This window comes from Marinobacter sp. KM021, from assembly GCF_050707965.1.
In the GTDB taxonomy this organism is placed as follows: domain Bacteria; phylum Pseudomonadota; class Gammaproteobacteria; order Pseudomonadales; family Oleiphilaceae; genus Marinobacter; species Marinobacter shengliensis.
Genome location: NZ_CP136129.1, coordinates 3,592,156 through 3,616,989, shown reverse-complemented (window position 1 = coordinate 3,616,989; position 24,834 = coordinate 3,592,156). Strand labels below are relative to the sequence as shown.

Genomic DNA, 24,834 nt, shown 5'->3' with positions numbered 1-24,834 from the left:
CATGCTAAAACTTCTTATCGTCGTACTGCTGTTGGCGGTTATGGTCAGCCTGTTCAGTGGTCTGTTTTTCCTGATCCGCGACGGTGGCAAAACCAGCCGGGTGGTGAACTCCCTGGCGGTTCGGGTGGCGTTGAGCGTATTGCTCATTGCCGTGGTTCTGACCTCCCTGTGGACCGGAGATCTGGTGCTTAACCCGACCCCGGTCCCGTAATGACCAACGTTGTTGTCAAATGACATAGACGAATACAAACAGTCCCAGCCAGACCACATCCACAAAGTGCCAGTACCAGGCTGCCGCCTCAAAACCAAAATGGTTGTCGGCAGTGAAGTGCCCCTTGTTGATTCGTATCAGCATGATCACCAGCATCAAGGTGCCAAGGAATACGTGAGCACCGTGGAAGCCCGTCAGCATAAAGAAGGTACTGCCGTAGATACCGGATTGCAGGGTCAGGTCCAGATCCCGATAGGCGTGCAGGTATTCATAGGACTGCACGAACATGAACACAACCGCCAGCGCAATGGTCGCCATCAACCAGAGTTTGATCTTTGCCCGGTCACCCGCCTTCATGGCGTGATGGGCAATGGTAACGGTAAAGGATGAGGTTACCAGCAGGATAGTATTGATCAGCGGTAAACCCCAGGGGCCGATGACTTCGCTGGGGCCCGGATAGGCTTGCGGGTCCGGATTGTTCACCAACGGCCAGCTGGCCTGGAACCCCTCCCAGAGCATGTTGGTGCTGCCCTTGTCGCCTTCACCACCCAGCCAAGGCACCACAAACACCCGAACATAGAACAACGCGCCAAAGAAGGCGGCAAAAAACATCACTTCCGAAAAGATAAACCAGCTCATACCCCAGCGGAACGAACGGTCCATCTGGGGGCTATACAGGCCGGCCCGGCTCTCACGGATGACCGCGCCAAACCAACCAAACAGCATGTACGCCATGATCAAGGCGCCTATCATGAACATGATCCAGGAGCCGGTGGTGCTTTCACCCTGTTTGCCATTGACCATGATTGACGCCACCCCGTAGAGGGTCACCCCCAGCCCGACAGTGGCAACGATGGGCCATTTGCTCTGTTCGGGAACGTAATAGGTCTGGTTATCCGCCATAACTGTCTCCGATGGCTTAGCCGTTATTGTTAGTTGTTGTCTGCGCCCGGTCGGACTTTGAAACTTCCGCCTGCTTGCCCTGATCGTACAGGGTGTATGACAAGGTCAGTTTGGTGATGTGTTCCGGCAAGTCCCGGTCAACGATAAAGATCAGCGGCATTTCCACACTTTCCCCCGCTTCCAGCGGTTGCTGGTTAAAGCAGAAACACTCGGTCTTGTGGAAGAACAGAGTGCCTTCGGAGGGGGCCAGGCTAGGTACCGCCTGGCCAACCATGGGCTGATCGGTCGGGTTCTCGGCATAGTAATTGATGGTTACCGATTCCCCCGGATGCACTTGCACACTTCGAACCACCGGACGGAATTTCCAGGTCATACCTGGGCCGTTGCTGGCCAGGAACTGAACTGTCACGGTCCGGTTTTCATCCACCTGCTGGGTGGCACTGGCTTCATACCGGCCACCGGTTTTGCCGTTGATGCCGGTGATCTCACAGAACACCTCATACAACGGCACCAGCGCGAACCCGAAGGCGAACATGCCCACCACCCCTGACAGGCACCAGCCAATCACCCTCGCATTACTTTTACGCTCTGGCGTTTTCTCACCTGTTTGCTCAGACATGGTGCAGTCTCCCGGTTATTTCACTTCCGGTGGAGTGGAGAAGGTGTGGTAAGGCGCTGGTGACGGCACGGTCCACTCAAGACCTTCAGCACCATCCCAGGGCTTGGCGGGCGCTTTCTTGCCGCCCTTCACACACTTGACCACGATGAACAGGAACAGCAATTGGGTTGCCCCGAACATGAACGCCCCGATACTGGAGATCATGTTGAAGTCGGTGAACTGCAGGGCGTAATCCGGAATCCGGCGCGGCATACCCGCCAGCCCCAGGAAGTGCATGGGGAAGAACGCCAGGTTCATACCGATGAACGACAACCAGAAGTGCGTCTTGGCCAGTGTTTCGTCGTACATGTGGCCGGTCCACTTGGGCAGCCAGAAGTAGGCAGAGGCAAAGATGCCGAAGATGGCACCCGGCACCAGTACGTAGTGGAAGTGCGCCACCACAAAGTAAGTGTCGTGGTACTGGAAGTCCGCCGGCGCGATGGCCAGCATCAGTCCGGAGAACCCGCCAATGGTAAACAGGATGATAAAGGCCACCGAGAACAGCATCGGCGCCTCAAAGCTCAGGGAGCCCCGGAACATGGTGGTCACCCAGTTGAACACCTTCACCCCGGTGGGCACCGCAATCAGCATGGTGGCGTACATGAAGAACAACTGGCCCGCCAAGGGCATGCCCACAGTGAACATATGGTGCGCCCAGACCATGAACGACATGATAGCGATCGCACCCACCGCATACACCATGGAGGCATAACCGAACAGTGGCTTGCGGGAGAACGCAGACACAATGTGCGAGATGGCCCCGAACGCCGGCAGGATCATGATGTACACCTCGGGGTGCCCGAAGAACCAGAACACGTGCTGGAACAGCACCGGATCACCGCCACCGGAAGCATCAAAGAAGCTCGTCCCGAAGTGGATGTCCATCAGCATCATGGTGACCACACCAGCCAGTACCGGCATGACAGCAATCAGCAGGAAGGCAGTAATCAGCCAGGTCCACACGAACAGGGGCATTTTCATCAGGGTCATACCCGGCGCCCGCATGTTCAGAATGGTGGCAATCACGTTGATGGCGCCCATGATCGACGACACACCCATGATGTGCACCGCGAAAATAAAGAAGGTGGTGCTCGGCGGCCCGTAGGTCGTCGACAACGGTGCATAGAAGGTCCAGCCAAAGTCCGGAGCACCGCCCTGCATGAACAGGGTAGAGACCAGAATCAGGAAGGCACAGGGCAGCAGCCAGAAGCTCCAGTTGTTCATCCGCGGCAGGGCCATGTCAGGCGCCCCCACCATCAGCGGCAACATCCAGTTGGCCAGGCCGACGAAGGCCGGCATAACCGCACCAAACACCATGATCAGGCCGTGCATGGTGGTCATCTGGTTAAAGAATTCCGGCTCGACAATCTGCAGGCCGGGCTGGAACAGCTCGGCCCGAATCACCATCGCCATGCTGCCACCCAGCAGGAACATGGCGAAACTGAAGATCAGGTACATCGACCCGATGTCTTTATGATTTGTGGTCAACAGCCAGCGGCTAATGCCTTTGGCCGGGCCATGATGATGGTCCTGGGTGTGGGTATCTGCAACCGCACTCATGAAAACCCCCGTTACCGCCGTTTGTTATGGCTGGTGATTGTTGTTATCTGGCGTTGATTACTGTTGGTTCTTGTAATCAAAAATCTCTTTGGGCGTGACCATTTCGCCGGTGTTGTTACCCCAGGCATTCCGCTCGTAGGTAATCACCGCGGCAAGGTCGACCTCGCTCAACTGGTTGCCGAAGGCCTGCATGGCGGTACCGGGCGAGCCTTTCACGACTATTTCAATGTGCGCGTCCATATCTTCCAGCGCCATCTGGCTGCCCTTCAGAGCCGGAAACGCCGGAGGCATACCGGTACCATCAGCCTGGTGGCAGCTGGCACAGGCGGTTGCATAAGCCCGTTCACCACGCTCCATCAACTCGTCGAGAGTCCAGTCTTTCTCGGTCAACTGGCGTTCCATTTCAGCCATTTCTCTCTGCTCCGCCACCCATTCGTTGTATTCCTCCTCAGGCACCGCTTTGACGACCACCGGCATAAAGCCATGGTCCTTGCCGCAAAGCTCGGTACACTGGCCACGGTAGGTGCCGGGCACATCCACCCGGGTCCAGGTCTCGTTGATAAACCCGGGAATGGCATCTTTCTTCACACCAAATGCCGGCACCCACCAGGAGTGAATGACATCGTTGGCGGTGAGCAGGAAACGGACTTTCTTGCCGACAGGAATCACCAGCGGGTTATCGACCTCCAGCAGGTAATGTTCACCCTTGGCCTGACGATTGCGGATCTGGTCGCGCGGCGTCGACATGTTCGAGAAAAAACTGAAATCGTCGTCAATGTACTCGTATTGCCAACGCCACTGGTAACCGGTGATCTTGATGTCGACATCCGATTCGGTGGTGTCGTACATCTCGACCAGTGTCGCGGTGGCGGGAATCGCCATGGCCACCAGAATGGCCAGTGGGATAATGGTCCAGAGCACCTCCACCACGGTGTTCTCATGGAAGTTCGCGGGCTTGGCACCCCGGGACTTGCGGTGAGCAAAGATTGACCAGAACATGACCCCGAAAACGATGACGCCAATGGCGACACAGATCCAGAGAATGGTCATATGAAGGCTGAAAATCTGGTTACTGGTGCTGGTCACCCCGGGTGACATGTTCATGGTCCAGTCAGCCATGACAGTGACCGGCAACAACAGACCAGCGGCTAGGGCTACTGCCCGCTTGGCATGCACGCGCATACTGTGTCTCCACAGAGTGTTATTCTTGTCGGATTTTGCGTCATCCCCCTGCGACACACCCCGGCGCTCGCAACACCGGATGGCCTCAGAGTGAAAGCCTGATTATGGATACATCAGGATCGAGTATAGACACAGATCAAGAAAAGGCTAAAAAATCCTTAAATCCAAAACGGATAAACACGGAATTTTGAGAACCATAACTCATAAAAGGCCCATAATGACCAGTACAGACCATCGCCTCTGGGCACTGGCCTGGCCGCTGATGCTGACCAACCTGACCGTGCCACTGCTCGGCCTGGTGGACACCGCCGTGCTGGGCCACCTGGATAGTCCGGAATACCTTGGTGCTGTGGCGGTCGGTGCCAACCTGTTCAGTATTCTGTATTGGACATTCGGCTTTATGCGCATGGGAACCACGGGGCTGGCGGCCCAGGCCTGGGGCAAACGTGACCCCTTCGCCCAGGTAGCACTACTGTTACGCTCGATCTTTCTGGCTGTGGGCATCGGCCTGCTGCTGATTCTGTTCCACAAGCCTTTGATAAGCCTGGGCCTTACCCTGATGAACCCGAGCCCGGCGGTGGCCGAGCTGGCCGCCGAATACGCGGCAATCAGGATCTGGAGCGCGCCGGCGGTACTGTGCCAGTACACCCTGGTGGGCTGGCTTATTGGTACCCAGTTCCCCCGGGGGCCTATGGTGATGCTCATCATCGCCAACGGCATCAACATCGTGCTCGATGTGTTTTTTGTGACGGTTCTGGGCTGGAACAGTCGCGGCGTGGCCCTGGCCACGGTCATCGCCGAGTACAGTGCCGCCCTGATCGGTTTTGCCATCGTGCTGCGCCGAATGCCCGAAGGCCAGCGGTTTACCCGGGCGCTGATCGGCCAGGTGTCCGATTACCTGTCGATTCTTCAGGTGAACCGTTACATCATGGTCAGGACCATCGCACTGCTGCTGGTGCTGGCGTTTTTCACGGCCCAGGGCGCCCGTCAGGGGGATGTGATCCTGGCCGCCAACGCCGTGCTGATTACCTTTTTGCTGGTGATTTCCAATGCCCTGGCTGTGGCTATTGCCGCTGGCTGCGGTATGGGGTTTCCTGCTGGACGGCATCTTTATCGGCGCCACCCGCACCCGGGAAATGCAGAACACCATGCTGTTTTCGGCCCTTGGCGTGTTCCTGCCGGTCTGGTGGCTGAGCACTGGGTGGGGCAACCATGGGCTCTGGCTGTCGCTCATAGCCCTGATGCTGGCCAGAGCCGCCAGCATGGGCTGGCTCTGCTGGCGTTATACCCGCCAGGACACCTGGTTCAGCCAGAGCTGACCCTGAACCGCGTTCTGGCCGTGAAAGGTTAACTTCTGTCATAACCACAGCAGAGCCCAAAATCTTGGCTACACTGATCAGAAACGGCGGGGGCGTTTGTGATTCAGCATTGGCGCCTTTGCCCGTGTACTCCTCGACCCAGGGGGAACGCCTTGCGACCTCAACTTGTTCATACACTGGCATTTCCTGAAATGACACCAAAGGCTGTTCTCAACATCATTGACCAGGCAAGGCGAAAGGAAGCCCGCTCCGGCGCATTTCTCCGGCAGATGAAGGAGAAAGCCGCCCAACTGCCCACAGCGATCGTGGTTGACGGCTATCAGCCGGCCACGTCGTTGTTCCAGTTTGCCGTCGAATACATCGAAATGGCGCCAAGACTGATCGAGTGTGTTGATGCCTGCGCACGGGAGGCCGGCAAGTCCCAGCTGTTTCAGCCTTTCGTCGACGCCGCTATCCGCTACTTTACCCAGCCCTCGGTGTTGCTGGTGCAGTACGATGGCCTGGACGGGCTGCTGATCCGGGCCTACCTGTGCCACCGTCTGATGGAGGAAATGCACGACAACAACCGCTCGATCCGGGCCGGCGAGCTGATCGACCTGGAAGCCACCCGGGCTAACCTACTGGCCCACGAACTGATTGGCGAGCCCTTTGCCAATGAACTGGATGATTCGATTACAGTGACGGTACTTCAAATTGCTGGCACAACGGATTATTACAACCTTGATCTTGACCCCTTCATCGACCAGGTCAACAACCGAGCCTGGGACTGGATGCGGCATTACTGGGAAAACCTTCTCGAACGGAACCATATCCGTTTCAATCTCGGCTCCGCGTTTTGAGCGACCGTTTCAGTTTGCTACAAACCCGTCACTGAATTCCGTGCCAGAAAACCTGTATCCTTCGGCTTTCCATCCATCTATTGGGAGACCACCCTGTGCTTGAAAATGCCGATTTGGGAAAACTGATTGTCCGGCTCACCCTGGGCGGACTGCTGCTGTTTCATGGTATTGCCAAACTGTTAAATGGTATTGGCTTCATCGAAGGACAGCTGGCCGCCCACGGCCTGCCGACCATTTTCGCCTACGGCGTTTACATTGGTGAAGTCATTGCACCGCTGATGGTGATACTGGGCTACCAGACCCGGATTGGCGCGCTGATTATTGTCTTCAATATGATTGTCGCCATCGCCCTGGTCCATGGGCATCAGCTGTTGAGCCTCAGCAGCAACGGCGGCTGGGCACTGGAGCTGCAGGGTTTCTTCCTGTTTATTGCCTTTGCAGTGATTTTTCTGGGGCCGGGCAAGTACAAACTGAAAAACTGAGACTCAGGAGTCGGCGGTGGGGGCCGGCACTTTCGGCTGCCACACCGCCACCCGATTGCGGCCATTGTCCTTGGCGGCATAGAGTGCTTCATCGGCGCGGCGCACCAGCTCTGGGCTGCTAATGCCTCTCGCCGGTAGCATGGTTGCCACACCAACGCTGATGGTCAGTGGCACCGGCGCATCCTGCTCTTTAGTGGCCACCGGGGTTCCCGCAACCGCCTTGCGAATGCGCTCTGCCACTAACAGGGCACCCTCGGAATCGGTGGTTGGCAGCAGTATCGCAAACTCCTCACCGCCGTAACGTGCCACAAGGTCGCCTGCCCGCTGGACTTCCGCCCGCAAAATGCCGGCAAGTGCCACCAGGCAATCATCGCCGGTCAGATGCCCCAGCTCATCATTGACCCGCTTGAAGTGATCAATATCCAGTAACAGCAAGCTCAGCTCGTGCTCATGGCGCAGCGCACGGCCCCACTCAATCTCCAGTTTCTCATCAAACCGGCGGCGGTTTGCCACGTGGGTAAGGCCATCGGTCAGGCTAATGGCCTTGAGCTGTTCGTTGGCACGCTCCAGCTCTTCGGTGCGCTCTCTCACCCGTGCTTCCAGCGTCAGGTTGGCCTGCTGCTGCACTTTCAGTGCATGCTCCTGTGCCTCCTGCCGGCGGCGACGCTCCATATTGATCCGGTAGGCCAGGGCGAACGACAACAGAATAACCTCAATCGCCACCCCGGCCTGAGGAACCAGCTCCGTCACCGGGCTGGTCGGCATCCAGCCCAACTTGCTGACGGCCAATACCAGATGGCCCACCAGCAACGGCGTCCAGGCCAACACGTAGAAACCCGCCAATACCTGCCCCTGGCGCCAGACATACAATCCGATGAGCCAGGCGGCGGGCGTGGCAAAAGCGGCAATTCCGCTGACCAGAGCAATCCCGCTTTGATAGGGCCCCAGCAGGCCATAAAGGAAGGTGAAGGCACAAGCCGCCATCAGGCCCAGCAATATCCGATAGCTGACCAAGCTGTATTGGCGGACTGCCAGAAACTTGATGGTGAACACTACCGCGCAAAACATGGCAAAGCTGATCACCGGCACGGTGAAATAGCGATTGAGCCCGGGGAGATCAGGCCAGAACCATTGAAACAGCAGCCCATTGAAGTTGAGCTGGATCATGCCGGTGGACACAACCGTCAGCACGTACCACAGGTAGGTGGTATGGCGAACGATGACAAACAGGAACAGGTTATACAGTGACAGGGCTACCACGATGCCCAGAAACATCGCCTGCCATCCGTAGGAGAATTGTTCGTTGGCCAGAAAGGTTGCCGACGGCGTAACGGCCACCGGAATCTGTACCGAACCCTGGGTTTTTATTCGCACCCAGGCGATCACCGGTTCGGTGTTGGACGGTACCAGAAACACAAAGTTGCGATGAATGATCGGGCGGGTGTTGAACGGCCGGGTGTCGCCTGTCAGGTGAGACTCCACAATTTGACCATCCCGCTCCCAGTAAACAGACACTTCATCCAGCAGCGGGTAGGCAATCTCCAGAACCCGGTTGATGGGCTCCGGTTCAACAGGCACCCTCAGCCAGAACGCACCATTGCTGAAGCCCTGGTTCAGAACCCTGGCAGCGCTATTGTATTGCCATTGGCTATCAGGCAGTTGCTGTACCTGGGTAACGGTCAGGTTGTCTTCGGGCACCTCAACCCAGTCAAATCCCACGGGCTCTGCAAACACCCGGAAGCTGACAACACACAGCAACAGCCCGAAAAGCTGGCATATGGTGCGCGGAAAAGGGCCTTTCATTCTTGTCTGTTATTCCCGGCTCTGGAGTCTTGAACTACACTGGGGAACGGCTGCACGGCGACAGATCCAAACCCCAGCGTCTGAGTTAAGTGTAGACGTAACTGGCGCGGGAGTCCGCCGAAATTAAGGGGTAATCCCCGGTTACCACCTGAGAGGAAGGCATGTTCGACAAAAAACACCCCATCACCCCCGGCCGATACCGCCATTACAAAGGCAAGGATTACGAGGTCATTGGCGTAGCCCGGCACAGCGAGACTGAGGAACCCCTGGTGGTGTACCGCTGCCTTTACGGGGACTACAGCCTCTGGGTGAGGCCGCTGGCCATGTTCCGGGAAACCGTGGAAGTGGCCGGCGAACAGGTCCCCAGGTTCGCCCGCCTGGACACCGAGTGATCGTTACACAACCGCTTTGACTGCCGCGGCCATTTCCTGCACATTAGCGCACTTTTCGTGCTGCCGGCGCCCATAAGGCGCTGGTAAAACCTCAATTCCTACCCGGAGTTTGCCATGAATGCCGTTGTTGCTGCGGTACTGATCATGCTCGTACTGAGCCTGTGCCGCATCCATGTTGTCGTCGCCCTGATCATTGGTGCCATTTCCGGTGGCCTGGTGGCAGGAATGTCTCTGGAAACCACCATCAATGCCTTCAACACCGGCCTGGGTGGCGGTGCCACGGTAGCGCTGTCGTACGCTACCCTGGGTGCCTTCGCCGTGGCCATCGGCAAATCCGGCCTGGCCCACGCCCTGGCCGACAAGGCCCTGGCCATCGTTGGCCGACAGGAGGAGGGCGGCGCGGCCACCGGCATCCGGTTCATGATCATCGGCCTGCTGCTGGCCATTGCCATCTCGTCCCAGAATATCCTGCCAATCCACATCGCCTTCATTCCTCTGGTGGTTCCACCACTGCTGTACGTGATGGCCAAGCTCAACATGGACCGCCGTCTGGTGGCCTGCGTGCTCACGTTCGGCCTGATCACCCCGTACATGTTCCTGCCCGTAGGGTTTGGCGGTATTTACCTGAATGAGATCCTGCTGGCCAATGTCGGCGATAACGGCGTGGATGCCAGCGAGCTGAACGTCATGTCCGCCATGGCCCTGCCAGCCCTGGGTATGTTCATCGGCCTTCTGATTGCCGTGTTCTTCAGCTACCGGGGCGGCCGGGGCTACGATCTCAAGCGCATCGAGCAGACCGAACGGGTGGATGTGAAATACAACCCCAAAACCCTGGTGATGGCGCTGGTGGCTATTGCCGTGGCCTTTGTCGTTCAGCTATGGCTGGGCTCCATGATCCTGGGCGCCCTGGCGGGCTTCGTGCTGTTCAATATTTCCGGTGTGGTGAAGTGGAAGGAAGCGGATGACCTGTTCACCGAGGGCATGAAGATGCTGGCGATGATCGGTTTCATCATGATTGCCGCCAACGGCTTTGCCGAGGTGATGCGGGAAACCGGCGAGATTGCCAGCCTGGTGGAGGGCTCGGTGGCCGCTATCGGTGACAACAAGGCGCTGGCAGCATTACTGATGCTGGTGGTGGGCCTGCTGATTACCATGGGGATTGGTTCGTCGTTCTCCACCATTCCCATCATTGCGGCGTTGTACGTGCCGCTGGCCCTGCAACTGGGCTTCAGCCCCCTGGCCATCGTGGCCCTGGTGGGCACCGCCGGTGCCCTGGGTGATGCGGGTTCGCCGGCCTCCGATTCCACCCTTGGGCCGACAGCGGGCCTGAACGTGGACGGCCAGCACAACCACATATGGGATACCGTGGTGCCGACGTTCCTGCACTACAACCTCCCATTGCTGGTCTTTGGGTGGTTGGCGGCTATGGTGCTTTGATCGATCTTTGGTGATCCTCGCCTTTTTGTAGCCTTCGGTTGTAGTGGATGGTTTGGGGTTGGTGAGGGGTGTCAAAACGGAAAACGGTGGTTTTCCTGATGGTTTTGACACCCCTCACCAACCCCAAACATTGATCTTCACAGGAATCGCTCAAAAACGAAAAGACAGTATTGGTTCACCTTGGACTCCCGGGACGGCAGACACCCAAGCGGTTCTGAAACATCCAGATAAAAGGGGTTCGGGAGAGGGTTCCAAAACAATCAGGAAAACCACGTTTTCCGTTTTGGAACCCTCTCCCGAACCCCGACCATCCCCCAATCCAGCAGGCTACCCAACCATCTCCAAACCAGCAGGCTACAAGGCCAAACCCCAAAACAAGGTCAGTCCTCAGAGCCAGCCTTAAAAAACACCACCTGCTTCACCGTATGGTCATCAGTGTTGGCCTTTTTGTTCACCCGCGTTTCAATCTCAGGAGCCTCCGGCTGCTGGTCAGACAGGGCATCGGTATAGCCACAGGCCACGCACTCGCGAATCTGGTCGCCGGCCTCGGTGGTGAACATCGTGATTTTGTCCATTTCCGCGCAGCGGGGGCACACCGCGCCGGCGATGAAGCGTTTCGGACTTGCCATAACTTTACTCCAGTAACACACACCCGGTTGCCGCTGCGACAACCGGGGTGGATTTTATCAGGCAGCTTCGTCCGTGATGCCGGATTGTTTCAGCAGGGCATCCACCTGCGGTTCGCGGCCGCGGAAGGCTTTGAACAGTTCCATGGGCTCCTGGGAGCCACCTTTTTCCAGGATATTGTGCAGGAAGGCCTGGCCGGTTTCCGGGTCGAAGATGCCTTTTTCCTCGAACAGGGAGAAGGCATCGGCGGCCAGCACTTCCGCCCACTTGTAGCTGTAGTAGCCCGCCGCATAGCCACCCGCGAAGATGTGGGAGAAGCCGTTGGGGAACCGGTTGAACTCCGGCGCTTGGACCACGGCGATTTCTTCCCGGACTTTGCGGTGCATGTCCAGCGGGTTGGTGGGAGCCACGTCGGTGAATTCCGCGTGCAGGCGGAAGTCGAACAGTGAGAACTCGAGCTGGCGTACCATTCCCATACCAGACTGGAAGTTCTTGGCGGCCAGCAGCTTCTGCAGCAGGTCTTCCGGCAGTGGCTCGCCGGTTTCATGGTGGCTGGCGATCAGGGCCAGAGATTCCGGGTTCCAGCACCAGTTTTCCAGGAACTGGCTCGGCAGTTCGACGGCATCCCAGGCGACGCCGTTGATGCCGGATACGTCCATCACCTCCACCTGGGTGAGCATGTGGTGCAGGCCGTGGCCGAACTCGTGGAACAGGGTGGTGACTTCGTCGTGGGTCAGCAGCGACGGCTTGCCATCCACCGGCGGGGTGAAGTTACAGGTCAGGAATGCCACCGGCAGCTGCAGCGTGCCACGCTGGTTGCGCCAGCGTACCCGGCAGTCGGCCATCCAGGCACCGCCGCGCTTGCCCTGGCGGGCGAACAAGTCCAGATAGAACCAGGCAATGGGCTGGCCGTTACGGCTGATGCAGTAAGCTTTGGCGTCGTCGTGCCAGGTTTCTACGTCTGCGTGCTCTTCAATTTGCACATCAAACAACTTCTCCGCCACCCGAAACAGGCCCGGCACCACTTTATCCACCGGGAACCAAGGGCGCAGGGTTTCCGGGGAGATGTCGTACTGCTTCTGGCGCAGCTTTTCGCTGTAGTAGCCGATATCCCAGGCCTGCAGGTCGTCTACACCGTATTCATCTTTCACAAACGCCTTCAGCTCGGCAAACTCTTTCTCTGCCTGGGGCTTGGACTTGGCCGCCAGCTGGTTCAGGAATTCCAGCACCTCGTCGACACTCCGGGCCATCTTGGTGGCCAGGGAACGCTCGGCGTAGTTATCAAAACCCAGCAGCTGGGCCAGCGCATGGCGGCGCTTGAGGATCTCCGCCATCACCGGTGTATTGTCCCAGGTAGCGGCATCCGGGCCCTGATCAGAGGCACGGGTCACAAACGCCTCGTACACCTCCCGGCGCAGTTCCCGGTTGTTGCAGTAGGTCATCACCGGGTAAAAGCTTGGGAAATCCAGAGTAATGACGTAACCATCCAGATCCTTCTGCCGCGCTGCCTGCTTGGCACCCTCAATGGCGGTTTCCGGCAGGCCGGACAGCTCGTCTACGTCGGTAATCTGCTTGAACCAGTGCTGAGTGGCATCCAGCACGTTATCACTGAACTTGTTGGACAACTCCGCCAGCTCCCGGGACAGGTCCGCGTAACGCTTCTTCTTGTCTTCCGGCAAGTCGACCCCGCCCAGGCGGAAATCCCGCAGCACGTTCTCGATGGATTTACGCTGGGGCTCACTCAATGCCCTGAAATCCTCCCGTGCGGCCAGTTTCTTGTAGGCCTCACACAGGGCACCGTTCTGGCTGACTTCGGTACTGTACTCGGTCAGCTTTTCCAGACAGTTCTTGTACACCTTGCGCAGGTCGTCGTTGTTCATCACGCCGTTCAGGTGTGAAATCACCGACCAGGCGTTGCTGAGCTTGTTCTCTAGCGCTTGCATCGGCTGGGCCAGGGTGTCCCAGGTTGGGTCGTCCTGCTGGGACAGCTCGGCAATTTTCATTCGATTCTCGCTGAGAATCTGGTCAATGGCTGTCTCCATGTGTTCGGTGCGGATATGACCGAACTTCGGCAACAAGTCATCTGTCAAAAGCGGGTTATTCATAAGTCCCCTTCTCAGCTGTTCGTGAATAAGATAGCTTGCACCAAGCTACGGGGTGCAGGTGGGGGATGGCTTTCAGAAACTGTGCGGAGCCATGGATGGCGGAGCCCAAGCGCCACATGGATGTGCCGAAGGAGCGTGTTTCTGAAAGCCATCCCCCACCGGCGCCTTGCACCGTATTTGGACAGCATTGAGGTATATGTAATGGCAAATGTACGAACTCACAAGGGTATCACACCACAATTTGGTGAACGGACCTGGGTAGATGAGAACGCCGTGGTCATCGGTGATGTGGTCATGGGCGAAGACTGCTCGGTCTGGCCCATGACCGTCATCCGCGGTGACATGCACAAAATCCGCATTGGCGACCGTTGCAGCATTCAGGATGGCTCCGTTCTGCACATCACCCATGCCAGCGACTTCAACCCTGGCGGCTGGCCGTTAATCATTGGTGATGACGTGACCGTTGGCCATAAAGCCCTTTTGCATGGCTGCACCATTGGCAGCCGGGTGCTGGTGGGCATGGGGTGCACGGTGATGGACGGCGCCATCGTGGAAGACGAAGTGATTATCGGGGCTGGCACCCTGGTGCCGCCGGGCAAGCGGCTGGAGTCGGGATACCTGTACGTGGGCTCGCCGTGTAAGCAGGCCCGGGCACTGTCAGACAAGGAGCGCACGTTTTTCAAATACACCGCAGCCAACTACGTTAAGCTCAAAGACCAGTATCTTAATAACGCGTCATAAAGTGGTCTGAATACCGGGACGCTTCCGTATGTTTCCGAGCCGTTACAAGCCGGGAGACAACCGTGGATCTGACAGACACCACCCATCAACGTGCATTGTTGTATCTTCGTGCCGTACGGCACGACGCCTGCCCCGTTGCTCTGTCCCGCCTGCAACACGTGGTTGACCGGTACTGTTACGGGGCAGGCAATGCAAAGCTGAGCCATGTTCTGCCTGCCATTCAGCGTTCTCTTTCGACAGACACTGACCAGCACCAGGCTACCCCGCCGAAACTTACCCGCAGCCGGATCGGGTACCAGGGTGACTGAACACCGTTGGCAGACTGTCGCCTACAAGCGGCGCGCTTTGCTCGCACTGCTGGTGCTGGGGCAGACAACTTTCGGCGTTTGGCTGCTTTCCCATAGCCTGTCCATGACCCAACAGGGGTGGCCCGCGGTACTGTTGGTTGTTCTGTTTTCCATTCTGTTTACCTGGATAGGCCTCGGGTTCTGGACCGCGGTGTTCGGCTTTGCAATGCTCAGGCGCGGGGGCGATCCCCACAGCCTCAGCCGCCGGTTCTCAGGGTGTGCGGGCGCCGGGTCGTTCAAAGGCCGGCTGGCGTTGGTGATGCCAGTCTGTCACGAACCGGTGCAACGTTCCCTCGGTAATCTTCAGGCTGTGTATCAAGAGCTTGAAGACAAGGGCTGGCACAACCAACTTGATGTCTATGTGTTGTCCGACAGTCAGGACCCGGAAGTCTGGCTTGAGGAGCAGGCAACCTGCGCTGAATTGAGCGCCGGTATGGCTGCCGGCAACCGGCTTTTTTACCGCCGCCGGCGAGTGAACCTGAACTTTAAAAGCGGCAACATCGCCGATTTCCTCCGACGATGGGGTGCCCGATACCGTTACATGGTGGTGCTGGACGCCGACAGCCTGCTCACAGCCTCAGCGATTGAAAAACTCGTTCAGTTGATGGAACAGCGTCCCCGGGCCGGCATTATCCAGACCGCACCCAGGCTGGTACGGGCAGATACCCGCTTTGCCCGGCTGCAACAGTTCGCCAATCGGTGCTATGGCCGAATCCACAGTGCCGGCCTGGCAGCCATTCAACTGGGTGATGCCAATTACTGGGGCCACAATGCCATTATCCGGGTAGCACCGTTCATGGCCCACTGCGGTTTGCGAAAGTTACGGGGTTGGGGGCTTTTTCGTGGCCCGATATTGAGTCACGACTATCTCGAATCTGCGCTTATGGGCCGCGCCGGTTTCGAGGTGTGGCTGGAACCGGCCATCGCCGGCAGCTATGAGGAATCACCGCCCACCCTCGGAGACGACCTGATTCGCGACCGTCGCTGGTGCCGGGGCAACCTGCAGCACCTGGTCCCCTTGCTCACGATGACCAAGCTGCGTTTTGCCCACCGCCTGGCGCTACTCACCGGCATTCTGGCTTATCTGGCCTCACCCCTGTGGTTGGCGTTTCTTGCCTTGTCTGGCTACCTCGCCATGGCGGGAACACCGGTTAGCCAACCGTTGCCCGGGCTGATCGGGGTGTCGTCCACAGGCTGGAACCTGGCTGGTGCCTGCCTGATCGGGCTCACCGTAACAACGCTGCTGGGCCCGCGGATTCTGGCACTGGTAGACCAGTGCCTTGCCCGGCGCGAGAGGCTGTTTGGTGGCCGGTGGCGGATGGCAGCCAGCACGGTCATTGAAACCCTGATATCACTGATACTGGCACCCATCCGAATGATCGCCCATAGCGGCCATGTCGCCGGTGCAGTCGTGAATAGCAGCTTGCGTTGGCAGGGGCAGAATCGAACCGGTGCCGGTGGGCTGGAGGAAGCGCTTCAGCACTTTGCCCGGCCCGCACTGGTGTGCGCCGGCGTACTGATTTTGATCCAGTGGTTCAGCCCGAACCTGACGCTCTGGGCCCTGCCGGTCACGATTCCGGTGCTGATTGCGCCGTTACTCACGGTGTGGCTAGCGGGCAAGCGCACCGGCCAACAAATGGTCATTCCCGAACAGGCATCCCCTGTGCCAGTCATCGCTCGCGCTTCGATGGACCACCCGCAGAACAATCGCCTGCCATCACTGAGCTGGTTCGAACAGACAGTGCTATCTCCCCGTTACCACTGTTGGCGGCAACGCCAACCCGGCCCCTCCGGGGGGAGCAAGCAACGGGTGTTGAATGCCCTGGTCAACCAGTGTGCAGCACAAGGCCCCGACGCACTCACCAGCAGCCAGATCAGCCTGCTCTGCGACCACCCTAAAGCCATGCAATCTCTGCATCTCAAGGCTTGGCAGTCTGAGCCCGACTCACCTTGGGGTAGGGCACTTGCCCGACTGAGCCTGAACCTGAGCCCGATACAAACCGCTACTCACACCCACAGAAACCAACCGGAGCACTCCCCATGGATCGGCGTCGCCTCCTGAAATTCGGACTGGCACTGGCCGCTGGTGCCCCCCTTGCCCTGTCCGGCACCGGGCGAGTACTGGCCAGCGTTGCCGGCTCCGACGGGCAGGTTTTTAGTGCCCGTTGGCTCCGGGAACACGCCCGGATATTGGCGGCCCAACCTTATCGCGCCCCCCAGAGCCCCCTGCCGCCAAGCCTGCAATCCCTCAATTGGGACCAATATCAAGCCATACGCTACCGGCCAGAACAGGCACTTTGGCGGGAACGAGACAGCGCCTTTCAGCTCCAGTTCTTTCATTTGGGCCTCTACTTCCAGGAGCCCGTGCACTTCTACGAAGTGGTCAATGGCAGGGCCCACGCCTTGCCCTACCGGAACGAAAACTTCGACTATGGCGACAACGACGCGTTTGATGACCTGCCAGACAGCCTCGGCTATGCCGGATTCCGCGTGCATTTTCACCAGGACTTCAGCCGAGACATCGCCGCATTCCTGGGAGCTAGCTATTTCCGGGCAGTAGGCGAGTCCCGCCAATACGGCTTGTCTGCCCGGGGCCTGGCGATCAATACCGGGCTGCCGCAGCCAGAGGAGTTTCCTCGCTTCACCACCTTCTGGCTGGAGCGCCCCGGCGCAGGCGACCTGTCACTGACGGTCCATGCCCTGCTGGATTCGCCGAGTGTGACCGGCGCCTACCGGTTTGTGATTCATCCCGGTGCCAACCTGAACATGGACGTGGAGGCCACCCTGTACCCGCGCAGGGAGCTGACACGCTTCGGGCTTGCGCCGCTCACCAGCATGTACCAGACCGGTGAGAATGATCGGCGCATGGCCAATGACTGGCGCCCGGAAATCCACGATTCCGATGGCCTGGCCATCTGGACCGGCGACGGTGAGCGCATCTGGCGCCCGCTGACCAACCCGGAGCAGGTGACGGTCAGCCATTTTATCGATAACCAACCCCGGGGCTTTGGCCTGCTTCAACGGGATCGGGATTTCAGCAACTACCAGGATGACGGTGTGTTTTACGAATTGCGGCCCAGTCTTTGGGTAACCCCCCGAGGTAACTGGGGCGAGGGCGCCGTGATGCTGGTGGAGATCCCGACGCTCGATGAAACCTTTGACAACATCGTGGCCTTCTGGAATCCGAAGGAGTCCTGGCGGCCCGGAGAAGCCTATCCCATAGGGTACCGCCTCACCTGGGGCGAAACCATGCCGGATCAAAATCCGGAGCTTGGCGCGGTGGTCGCCACGCGCACCGGTATTGGAGGTGTTATTGGCCAGCCCCGAACCTACTTTTCCCGGCGCTTTGCGGTGGACTTTACCGGCGGGAGCCTTTCAATGATGGACCGTCATGCCGGGGTCGAGGCAGTCGTGAGTGCCAGCCGGGGCAAAGTAGAACTGGTATCGGCCAGGCCGCTGCACGCCATCAACGGCTTCCGCGCCATGTTTGATCTAATTCCGGATGATGACACCAGCCCGATAGACCTGCGCCTTTACCTGAGAATAGGCTCCCAGGCACTGACTGAAACCTGGCTGTACCAGTACGCGCCACCGCCGCCAGAGGCCCGATCGCTTTGATGCTGGCCGCCTTTGTATTGCTTAACGGGCTGTTGCTGCTACCCGCCCTGGCACTTCCGGGCCCGGCGCCCTGGCTGGCGCTGGAAGCCCTGATTATCTGGTGGCTGTTACACCAACTACCCAACCAACGTGACCGACTGGCGATGCTGTTTTCAGGCATTTACGCCCTGATGGTCTGGCTGATTGCGGCCGATGCGCTGGTCCGTCAGAGCCTGGGGCGGGGCCTGAATCTGTATCTGGAAGTGAGCTTGCTGGATGCCGCCTGGCATCTGCTCCGCACCAACCTGGGTATCCCGGGGGCCGTACTGGTTGTGGTCGCGCTGATCCTGACGGCGGCGCTCGTGGCCTGGGTGTTTCGCCGGCTCGGACTGCACCTCGCCCGAACGCTGCCGTTACGGGGGCGGGCCCTGGGGCTCAGCGCCACGGCATTGCTCACGCTGGCCATACTGACCCCTTGGGTAGGGAGCCCGGCCCTGGCCTTCGTCGCCAATCAGGGATCGTTGATCAAACACACGCATCAGGCCACCTCGGCTTTTCGTGCCGGCCTGGAACAACAACCAACCGCCAGCCGGCAACCGCGCGCACTGCCGGGCCTGGCCAATACCGATGTGGTATTGGCCTTCGTGGAATCCTACGGCATCTCCGGGCTTACCGATGAACGTTACCGGCCGGTATTGGGCCCCAGGCTGGCCACCTTGGCCGAACAGCTGGATAGTGCCGGCCTGACCGTCGCCACCGGCCGCCTGAAAGCACCCATCCAGGGCGGGCAATCCTGGCTCGGCCATCTCTCGGTGCTCAGTGGGCAGTGGATCAACACCCAGATTGCCTATGAAGCGCTGCTGAGCAGCAACTACGCCACGTTGATCGATGATTTCCGGGTGACCGGGCATCAGACCATGGCGGTGATGCCCGCCATCACCCGGGAATGGCCGGAAGGTCAGCTATTTGGCTACCACCGCATTTATGATCAAGACGCGCTCGGTTACCAGGGGCCAGCGTTCAACTGGGTCACCATGCCCGATCAGTATACCTGGCACCGGTTCGAACAGCTGCGACAGGCAACGCCGTCCCCGGTGTTCGCGGAGCTGGCACTGATCAGCAGCCACGCTCCCTGGGTGCCGATACTGCCAGTGCTGGACGATTGGGACAGCATTGGAGATGGCCAGATTTTCCAGCAATGGGAAGGCGCTGGCGAGGCGCCCGCCTCGCTCTGGCGGGATCCGGAGCGGGTTCGGGAACATTATATTCAGGCCATCGATTACGCCCTGGCCGTTGCCGGAGACTACGCGGCTCGCTATCTCACTGACGGGTCACTGCTGTTCATACTGGGTGATCACCAGCCGGCGCCACTGATCACTGGAGACGATGCCAGCAGAGATGTGATCATCCATGTGATCAGCCGCAACCCGACACTGGTAAAGCCTTTTCTGAACGGAGACCTGCCAGGATTCCGGCCAGGTACCCTGCCGGATGAGCACACCGATGGCGCCCCCATGAGCCGATTTCGGGCATTTCTGCTCGCGCAGTTTGGCGAACCCTCAAGGCCCTTGATGCAGGTCAAAAAGTAAACAGAGGGGTGCTTGAAAACAAACCGGGCGATCCTATATTCGTGAATAGCAGAAGTTCACGGAGTCCATCCGGCTGGCGCCACCGGTATGGAGCTGTTCCGCGAGCGAAGCTGATGAAAATCTCAGGTTCGACATCGTTAAAGGAGGAGTTCCCTATGAGCAATCTGACCCGCTGGAATCCGATCGGCGAATTCGAAGACATGATGAACCGCTACAACCGGGTGTTCGGGCTCGCACGCACCAATGGCGAACGGGAAGGTAAAGACCTGTTCAGTCGCAGCGACTGGGCCCCGGCTGTGGATATCAAGGAAACGGCCGAAGCCTTCACTGTGGAAGCCGAATTACCCGGCATGAACAAGGACGATGTGAAGGTGACAGTGCACGATGGCGTGCTCACCATTCAGGGCGAGCGCAAGCACGAGGAAGAGACCAGTGACAAGAAGCACCACCGCATCGAGCGGGTCTACGGTAGCTTCCTGCGCCGGTTCACGTTGCCGGACAATGTGGACGAGAACAGTGTGAAAGCCAACTTCAAGGACGGCCTGCTGACTTTGAGCATCCAAAAGGCCGAACCCAAAGAGCCCAAAGCCATCGAAGTAGAAGTGCAGTAAGGCGATGTTCGGGCCGGGGCTCAGTTCCCGGCCGTTGCCTTTTGTTTTGCGCCGGCTTTTTCCAGAGCCCGGGCGTAGTCGCTGCTGCGACGGTGCTGTGACACCCGGTCCAGGATGGTCTGGCCGTGCTCATCTTCGGCGTTTAGATCGCGTCCGGCTTCCACAAAGAACGCCAAAAACCGTTCGAAATCACCTGCCCGCATGGACTCATAGGCGCGAATCAGCACGAAATGATCCGGGTTCAGGTTCTTGTCCCAGGGTGACAGATCGAGAAAGCTTTTAACCCGCTCGTCACTCCACTCTTCTCCAATAACCTTCGGTTTATCTGGTCCGCTCATGCTGAAAACTCCCGTTATCTGCCAAGGTTTGAGCGGCACAGTATAAGGCTTTGAATCTGCATCACTTATATAAATGCACTATGAGAATCTGCACTCAGGCTATAAGCGTTCAGGGGATGATTTCCACAGGCAAGTCGCGGGTGGGCACGGCATCGTCACACTCGGGATTACGAACCGATATTTCAACCCGCCGGTTCACCGCCCGGTTCTCCGCGCTATCATTGGCCACCAACGGCCGGGTTTCGGCACGGCCGGCCGCCACAACCCGCTCAGCCGGTACCTGGCGGTTCAGCACCAGTTCGTGGACGACAGATACCGCCCGGGCAGCAGACAAATCCCAGTTTGAGCGATACACGCTGCTGGATATGGGCACATCGTCGGTGTGGCCAGACACCACCACATCCCCGGTACAGGCCGACAGCACGGTAACCACCCGTTCGATGATCGGAATCATACCCGGCATGATGGCGGCATCGCCAGAACGAAAGGTGGCTTCTTCGGAGAAACGGATAACCACCTGGTCTTCATCGTAATTGATGTGCAAGGTATCGGAGGCAACTTCGGTTTCCAGCTCCTGGATCAACCGGCTGGCCAAGTCCAGGACACCACCGGGAATCTGTCGGGTTTCCGAGCGCTCGGTTCGCTCGTCAATGAACTCCGGCTGATCCTGCAGGTTTTCAGAAGGCTCCGGCAGCGATACGGTATCGGCTTCAATCAGGGTCAGAGGTGTACCGCCGATGTCCTCGGCCACCACATTGCTGGAGCCAAACGCCAGGGACATGGAGTTCGCCATGGCCCGGTACTTCTCGATATCCATCTCGGCGAACGACAACAGCAGGATAAAAAACGTCAGCAACAGGGTTGCCAGATCCGCGAAGGTGACAATCCAGTCGGGCGTACGCTTTTTGAGTGCGTTTTTTTTCAGTGGCCGCGCCGGTTGCAAACCTCAGGCCTCCCGCTCCGGTTCCAGGTTGGTCCGGTGCTCTGGTGTTACGTAAGACGACAGCAGCTCCGTCATAACCCGGGGGTTCTCGCCACGCATGATGCTCTTGATGGAGGTGATAATGAGCATCTGGTTGCGGGAATCGTCTTCCGCCTTGAGTTGCAGTTTATCGGCCAGGGGCAAGGCAATGAGCTGGGCAATAAAGGCGCCGTAGAGTGTGGTCAGCAGGGCAATGGCCATGGCCGGGCCAATGGACGAAGGGTCATCCAGAGTGTTCAGCATCTGCACCAGCCCCACCAGCGTACCCAGCATACCGATGGCCGGCGCGGATTCACCAATACCCCGAAACACTCGCTCAGCCACTTCATAGCGCTCTGCGGTTTGCTGGGTTTCCTGAAGCAGGGCTTCCTCCACCAATTCCGGCGGGTGGCCATCTACACACAGGTTGATGGCTTTTTGCAGAAATTCATCGTCGGTTTCGTGGTTTTCCAGGCCCAGGATGCCCTCTTTGCGAACCACCCGAGCCAGTACACCCACTTCCCGGATCAGTTCCGCCGGACGGGGCAACCGGTCAGTAAAAGCCGAACGAAAAGCCAACCGGAAGGCGCTGACTACCGAGGGCATTCGGAACTTGATCAGTGTCACTGCGAAGGTGCCACCCAGAACAATCGCCAGTCCGGGCAGATTCAGGAAGGTGATGACCGTGGCGTTGGCCAGCATCGCCAGGACAACAATCAGGATTCCGGCAAGCAATCCGACAAGCGTGAGAATGTCCATGAACAACCCTTATGAAACGGCCGGAACCCGCGGCCTCAATCGGTTCGCAATTCTTCAATCACCGGCGCGGTTTCCGGACGCACACCCCGCCACACAAAAAACGATTCTGCGGCCTGTTCCACCAGCATTCCCAGGCCGTCATGCACCCGACGGGCACCGTTATCCAGGGCCCACTGATTGAAGGTGGTGGTCTGCAGAGAATACATCATGTCGTACACCACCGTAGCCGGCCCGATCACATTTGCAGACACCGGGGGCAAGTCTCCCTGCAGGCTGGCGCTGGTGCCATTGATGATCAGGTCAAACGGTTGATCCGGTGCCTCGAATCCACAGGCACTCAACACCGTTGTGCCGGCTTCTTTCGCAAACAGCCTGACCAGTGCCTCCGCCTTGGCCACCGTCCGGTTGGCGATGGTGAGCGCTGCCGGCTGTTCGGCCAGTATCGGGCCAATGACGCCCCGAACGGCACCGCCAGCGCCAAGTACCAGTACCTTCAAGCCTTTCAGCGCCACCCCGTGATTGTTCTGCAGATCACGGACTATACCGACGCCATCTGTATTATCGGCCACCAGCTCGTTTTCTTGATCCAGGTAAAGGGTATTGGCGGCACCGGCTTTCTCTGCCCGAGGCGTCCGGTGGTCCGCCAGGGTCCAGGCCTGCTCCTTGAAGGGCACCGTTACATTCAGGCCCTTACCGCCCCGTTCAAAAAAATGCCGCACGGTGCCGGAAAACTCATCAATCGGAGCCTGAATGGCGGTGTACTCCACCGGTTCGCCAGTCTGGCAGGCAAACAGGCTGTGAATCCTGGGCGACTTGCTATGGCTGATGGGGTTACCCACCACCGCGTAGAGTTCATTGGTCATTGGCGCCCTCCAGCCAGTTATGGCCCGTCAGGAAGTAGTCTGTCAGCCTGGCTTCTTCGCTGCCGGGCTCCGGCTGCCGGTCATAATCCCAGCGCACCAGCGGCGGCAGTGACATCAGAATGGACTCCGTGCGACCACCAGACTGCAGGCCAAACAGGGTGCCCCGGTCATATACGAGGTTGAACTCCACATACCGACCGCGGCGGTATAGTTGGAATTCCCGTTCCCGCTCGCCCCAGGGCTGGGCCATCCGGCGCCGCACAATCGGCTCGTAGGCTTCTATGTAACTGTCGCCTACCGCCTGCATAAAGGCAAAGTCCCGGGCAAAATCACCGGTATTGAGATCGTCAAAGAACAATCCACCCACACCCCGGGGCTCCTGTCGGTGTTTCAGATAAAAATAGTCGTCACACCATTGCTTGAACCGGGGGTAAACGTCATCACCAAACGGGGCACAGGCGTTGCGGGCGGTCTGGTGCCAGTGCACGCAGTCTTCCTCGTTGCCGTAGTAGGGCGTCAGGTCATAGCCACCGCCAAACCAGTACACCGGCTCGGCATCTTTTGGCGTGGCGATGAAGAATCTCACATTGGCGTGCGAGGTCGGCACGTAGGGGTTTTCCGGATGGATCACCAGTGACACGCCCATGGCCTGCCAGGGTGCCCCGGCCAGCTGGGGCCGATGCGCGGTGGCGGAAGCCGGCATGGTGTCGCCCATCACATGGGAGAAATTCACACCCCCCTTCTCGATCACCTTGCCACCGCTGATCACCCGGCTGATACCGCCACCGCCTTCCGGTCGCTGCCAGCTGTCACGGATAAACGTTGCCCCGCCATCGACCGCCTCAAGCCGCTGACAGATGCGTTCCTGAAGCCCAATCAGATAGTCTTTGACGGCTTGGGTATCCGGCTGCTGTGACATGCACTCTCCTAGCGAAACTGTTTTCCAGTGACAATATCGATGATTCGGCTGGGCTTGCGGTTGCCACCCAGTGCTCCGGGCACAATGCGGTCCAGCTCATCACCGAAGTAACGGCGTACGTGCCAGATGCTGCGGGCCGGCGCCCGGCCAGCGGGGTTGCAGGACGTGGACACCAGCGGCATACCGGTGGCATTACACAGAGCCTGAACAACCGGATGGTCACTGACACGAACCGCAATGGTGCGGTGCTTGCCGCGCACCCAGTCCGGTACCTGCTCGAGCACATCCGGTACCAGGCAGGTGATTGGGCCCGGCCAGTGCTGCTCGGCTTCCCATTGCAGCACCCGGGGCAAAGGGTCCAGCAGAAAGCGCACCTGATCAATAGACGCAGCCACCAGAATCATGCCCTTGTGCATCGGGCGCTGCTTTAATTCGAGGATGCGCTCAACCGCCTCGCGGTTCCAGGGATCACATCCCAGCCCCCAGACGGCCTCGGTGGGATAGGCAATAACGCCGCCGGCCAGAACGGTGCGGCGGGCACAATGGAGCTGCCATGAATGCAGGGGAGACGTCGCTGACATAACGAAATTG

At 58.8% G+C, this 24,834-nt stretch carries 24 protein-coding genes and 1 pseudogene; 12 read left to right on the top strand and 13 right to left on the bottom strand.

Annotated elements, in window-relative coordinates; translation table 11 throughout:
* The first annotated feature begins 1 nt into the window (after nucleotide 1).
* The gene (locus RVM24_RS16910) at nucleotides 2-211 is read left to right on the top strand and encodes a twin transmembrane helix small protein (protein WP_061331377.1); all 210 of its coding nucleotides are present in this window, start codon (nucleotides 2-4) and stop codon (nucleotides 209-211) included.
* Nucleotides 212-226: 15 nt separating this feature from the next.
* On the opposite strand, the gene RVM24_RS16905 is transcribed toward RVM24_RS16910, so the two are convergent.
* The 4 genes from RVM24_RS16905 to coxB are packed head-to-tail and all read right to left on the bottom strand — an operon-like array spanning nucleotide 227 to nucleotide 4,451.
* A complete protein-coding gene (locus RVM24_RS16905; protein ID WP_286922503.1) occupies nucleotides 227-1,114 on the bottom strand; it encodes a cytochrome c oxidase subunit 3 in 888 nt (295 codons plus the stop codon).
* Nucleotides 1,115-1,130: 16 nt separating this feature from the next.
* Complete coding sequence (locus tag RVM24_RS16900; RefSeq protein WP_061331378.1) at nucleotides 1,131-1,733, bottom strand: cytochrome c oxidase assembly protein; 603 nt, start codon at nucleotides 1,731-1,733, stop codon at nucleotides 1,131-1,133.
* 15 nt (nucleotides 1,734-1,748) lie between these two features.
* Nucleotides 1,749-3,332 (bottom strand): cytochrome c oxidase subunit I, encoded by a 1,584-nt coding sequence (gene ctaD / locus RVM24_RS16895; RefSeq protein WP_058091851.1) that lies wholly within the window; start codon nucleotides 3,330-3,332, stop codon nucleotides 1,749-1,751.
* Between the two features lie 57 nt (nucleotides 3,333-3,389).
* Nucleotides 3,390-4,451 (bottom strand): cytochrome c oxidase subunit II, encoded by a 1,062-nt coding sequence (coxB, locus tag RVM24_RS16890; protein WP_227510101.1) that lies wholly within the window; start codon nucleotides 4,449-4,451, stop codon nucleotides 3,390-3,392.
* 280 nt (nucleotides 4,452-4,731) lie between these two features.
* Here coxB and RVM24_RS16885 point away from each other — a divergent pair.
* From RVM24_RS16885 to RVM24_RS16875, 3 genes and pseudogenes are all read left to right on the top strand, one after another.
* Nucleotides 4,732-5,833 (top strand): annotated as a pseudogene (locus RVM24_RS16885) (MATE family efflux transporter).
* A 191-nt stretch (nucleotides 5,834-6,024) separates the two neighbouring features.
* Nucleotides 6,025-6,672 (top strand): hypothetical protein, encoded by a 648-nt coding sequence (locus RVM24_RS16880; protein ID WP_286922501.1) that lies wholly within the window; start codon nucleotides 6,025-6,027, stop codon nucleotides 6,670-6,672.
* Between the two features lie 95 nt (nucleotides 6,673-6,767).
* Nucleotides 6,768-7,154: a DoxX family protein gene (locus tag RVM24_RS16875; RefSeq protein ID WP_286922500.1), complete on the top strand. Its 387-nt coding sequence runs from the start codon at nucleotides 6,768-6,770 to the stop codon at nucleotides 7,152-7,154.
* A gap of 3 nt (nucleotides 7,155-7,157) precedes the next feature.
* On the opposite strand, the gene RVM24_RS16870 is transcribed toward RVM24_RS16875, so the two are convergent.
* Nucleotides 7,158-8,957: a sensor domain-containing diguanylate cyclase gene (locus RVM24_RS16870; RefSeq protein WP_286922499.1), complete on the bottom strand. Its 1,800-nt coding sequence runs from the start codon at nucleotides 8,955-8,957 to the stop codon at nucleotides 7,158-7,160.
* 161 nt (nucleotides 8,958-9,118) lie between these two features.
* Here RVM24_RS16870 and RVM24_RS16865 point away from each other — a divergent pair, with 161 nt between their 5' ends.
* Together RVM24_RS16865 and RVM24_RS16860 are read left to right on the top strand one after the other, a co-directional pair.
* Nucleotides 9,119-9,349 (top strand): DUF1653 domain-containing protein, encoded by a 231-nt coding sequence (locus RVM24_RS16865; protein ID WP_058091846.1) that lies wholly within the window; start codon nucleotides 9,119-9,121, stop codon nucleotides 9,347-9,349.
* A gap of 114 nt (nucleotides 9,350-9,463) precedes the next feature.
* A complete protein-coding gene (locus RVM24_RS16860; protein ID WP_286922498.1) occupies nucleotides 9,464-10,786 on the top strand; it encodes a Na+/H+ antiporter family protein in 1,323 nt (440 codons plus the stop codon).
* 380 nt (nucleotides 10,787-11,166) lie between these two features.
* Here RVM24_RS16860 and RVM24_RS16855 read toward each other — a convergent pair whose 3' ends face one another.
* Complete coding sequence (locus RVM24_RS16855; protein ID WP_286922497.1) at nucleotides 11,167-11,415, bottom strand: YheV family putative zinc ribbon protein; 249 nt, start codon at nucleotides 11,413-11,415, stop codon at nucleotides 11,167-11,169.
* 57 nt (nucleotides 11,416-11,472) lie between these two features.
* Complete coding sequence (prlC, locus tag RVM24_RS16850; protein WP_286922496.1) at nucleotides 11,473-13,518, bottom strand: oligopeptidase A; 2,046 nt, start codon at nucleotides 13,516-13,518, stop codon at nucleotides 11,473-11,475.
* Nucleotides 13,519-13,719: 201 nt separating this feature from the next.
* Between prlC and RVM24_RS16845 the strand changes: the two genes are divergently transcribed.
* The 6 genes from RVM24_RS16845 (at nucleotide 13,720) to RVM24_RS16820 (ending at nucleotide 20,403) form a co-directional block, all read left to right on the top strand.
* Complete coding sequence (locus tag RVM24_RS16845; protein ID WP_286922495.1) at nucleotides 13,720-14,259, top strand: gamma carbonic anhydrase family protein; 540 nt, start codon at nucleotides 13,720-13,722, stop codon at nucleotides 14,257-14,259.
* 62 nt (nucleotides 14,260-14,321) lie between these two features.
* Nucleotides 14,322-14,567, top strand: coding sequence for a hypothetical protein (locus tag RVM24_RS16840; RefSeq protein ID WP_286922494.1), 246 nt, complete (start codon nucleotides 14,322-14,324; stop codon nucleotides 14,565-14,567).
* Entirely contained in the window at nucleotides 14,560-16,668 is a 2,109-nt protein-coding gene (mdoH, locus tag RVM24_RS16835; RefSeq protein ID WP_286922493.1) for a glucans biosynthesis glucosyltransferase MdoH, read from the top strand. The genes RVM24_RS16840 and mdoH overlap by 8 nt, the downstream gene beginning before the upstream one ends.
* Nucleotides 16,647-18,224, top strand: coding sequence for a glucan biosynthesis protein (locus RVM24_RS16830; RefSeq protein ID WP_061331389.1), 1,578 nt, complete (start codon nucleotides 16,647-16,649; stop codon nucleotides 18,222-18,224). Before mdoH ends, RVM24_RS16830 begins: the two co-directional genes overlap by 22 nt.
* Nucleotides 18,224-19,792 carry a hypothetical protein gene (locus RVM24_RS16825; RefSeq protein ID WP_061331390.1) on the top strand — a complete coding sequence of 523 codons (1,569 nt, stop codon included), beginning with the start codon at nucleotides 18,224-18,226 and terminating at the stop codon, nucleotides 19,790-19,792. Before RVM24_RS16830 ends, RVM24_RS16825 begins: the two co-directional genes overlap by 1 nt.
* Before the next feature lie 155 nt (nucleotides 19,793-19,947).
* On the top strand, nucleotides 19,948-20,403 hold the full coding sequence (locus RVM24_RS16820; RefSeq protein WP_061331391.1) for an Hsp20/alpha crystallin family protein: 456 nt from the start codon (nucleotides 19,948-19,950) through the stop codon (nucleotides 20,401-20,403).
* Nucleotides 20,404-20,423: 20 nt separating this feature from the next.
* Here RVM24_RS16820 and RVM24_RS16815 read toward each other — a convergent pair whose 3' ends face one another.
* The 6 genes from RVM24_RS16815 to RVM24_RS16790 form a co-directional block, all read right to left on the bottom strand.
* Nucleotides 20,424-20,741: a PA4642 family protein gene (locus tag RVM24_RS16815; protein ID WP_058091841.1), complete on the bottom strand. Its 318-nt coding sequence runs from the start codon at nucleotides 20,739-20,741 to the stop codon at nucleotides 20,424-20,426.
* A 109-nt stretch (nucleotides 20,742-20,850) separates the two neighbouring features.
* The gene (locus tag RVM24_RS16810) at nucleotides 20,851-21,684 is read right to left on the bottom strand and encodes a flagellar motor protein MotB (RefSeq protein ID WP_058091840.1); all 834 of its coding nucleotides are present in this window, start codon (nucleotides 21,682-21,684) and stop codon (nucleotides 20,851-20,853) included.
* Between the two features lie 3 nt (nucleotides 21,685-21,687).
* Nucleotides 21,688-22,461, bottom strand: coding sequence for a motility protein A (locus tag RVM24_RS16805; RefSeq protein ID WP_061331392.1), 774 nt, complete (start codon nucleotides 22,459-22,461; stop codon nucleotides 21,688-21,690).
* Between the two features lie 35 nt (nucleotides 22,462-22,496).
* Nucleotides 22,497-23,324, bottom strand: coding sequence for a shikimate dehydrogenase (gene aroE, locus RVM24_RS16800; RefSeq protein ID WP_061331393.1), 828 nt, complete (start codon nucleotides 23,322-23,324; stop codon nucleotides 22,497-22,499).
* Nucleotides 23,314-24,243, bottom strand: a complete 930-nt coding sequence (gene hemF / locus RVM24_RS16795; protein ID WP_061331394.1) for an oxygen-dependent coproporphyrinogen oxidase — start codon at nucleotides 24,241-24,243, stop codon at nucleotides 23,314-23,316. The genes aroE and hemF overlap by 11 nt, the downstream gene beginning before the upstream one ends.
* Before the next feature lie 8 nt (nucleotides 24,244-24,251).
* On the bottom strand, nucleotides 24,252-24,824 hold the full coding sequence (locus RVM24_RS16790; RefSeq protein WP_058091836.1) for an L-threonylcarbamoyladenylate synthase: 573 nt from the start codon (nucleotides 24,822-24,824) through the stop codon (nucleotides 24,252-24,254).
* Between the last annotated feature and the right edge of the window lie 10 nt (nucleotides 24,825-24,834).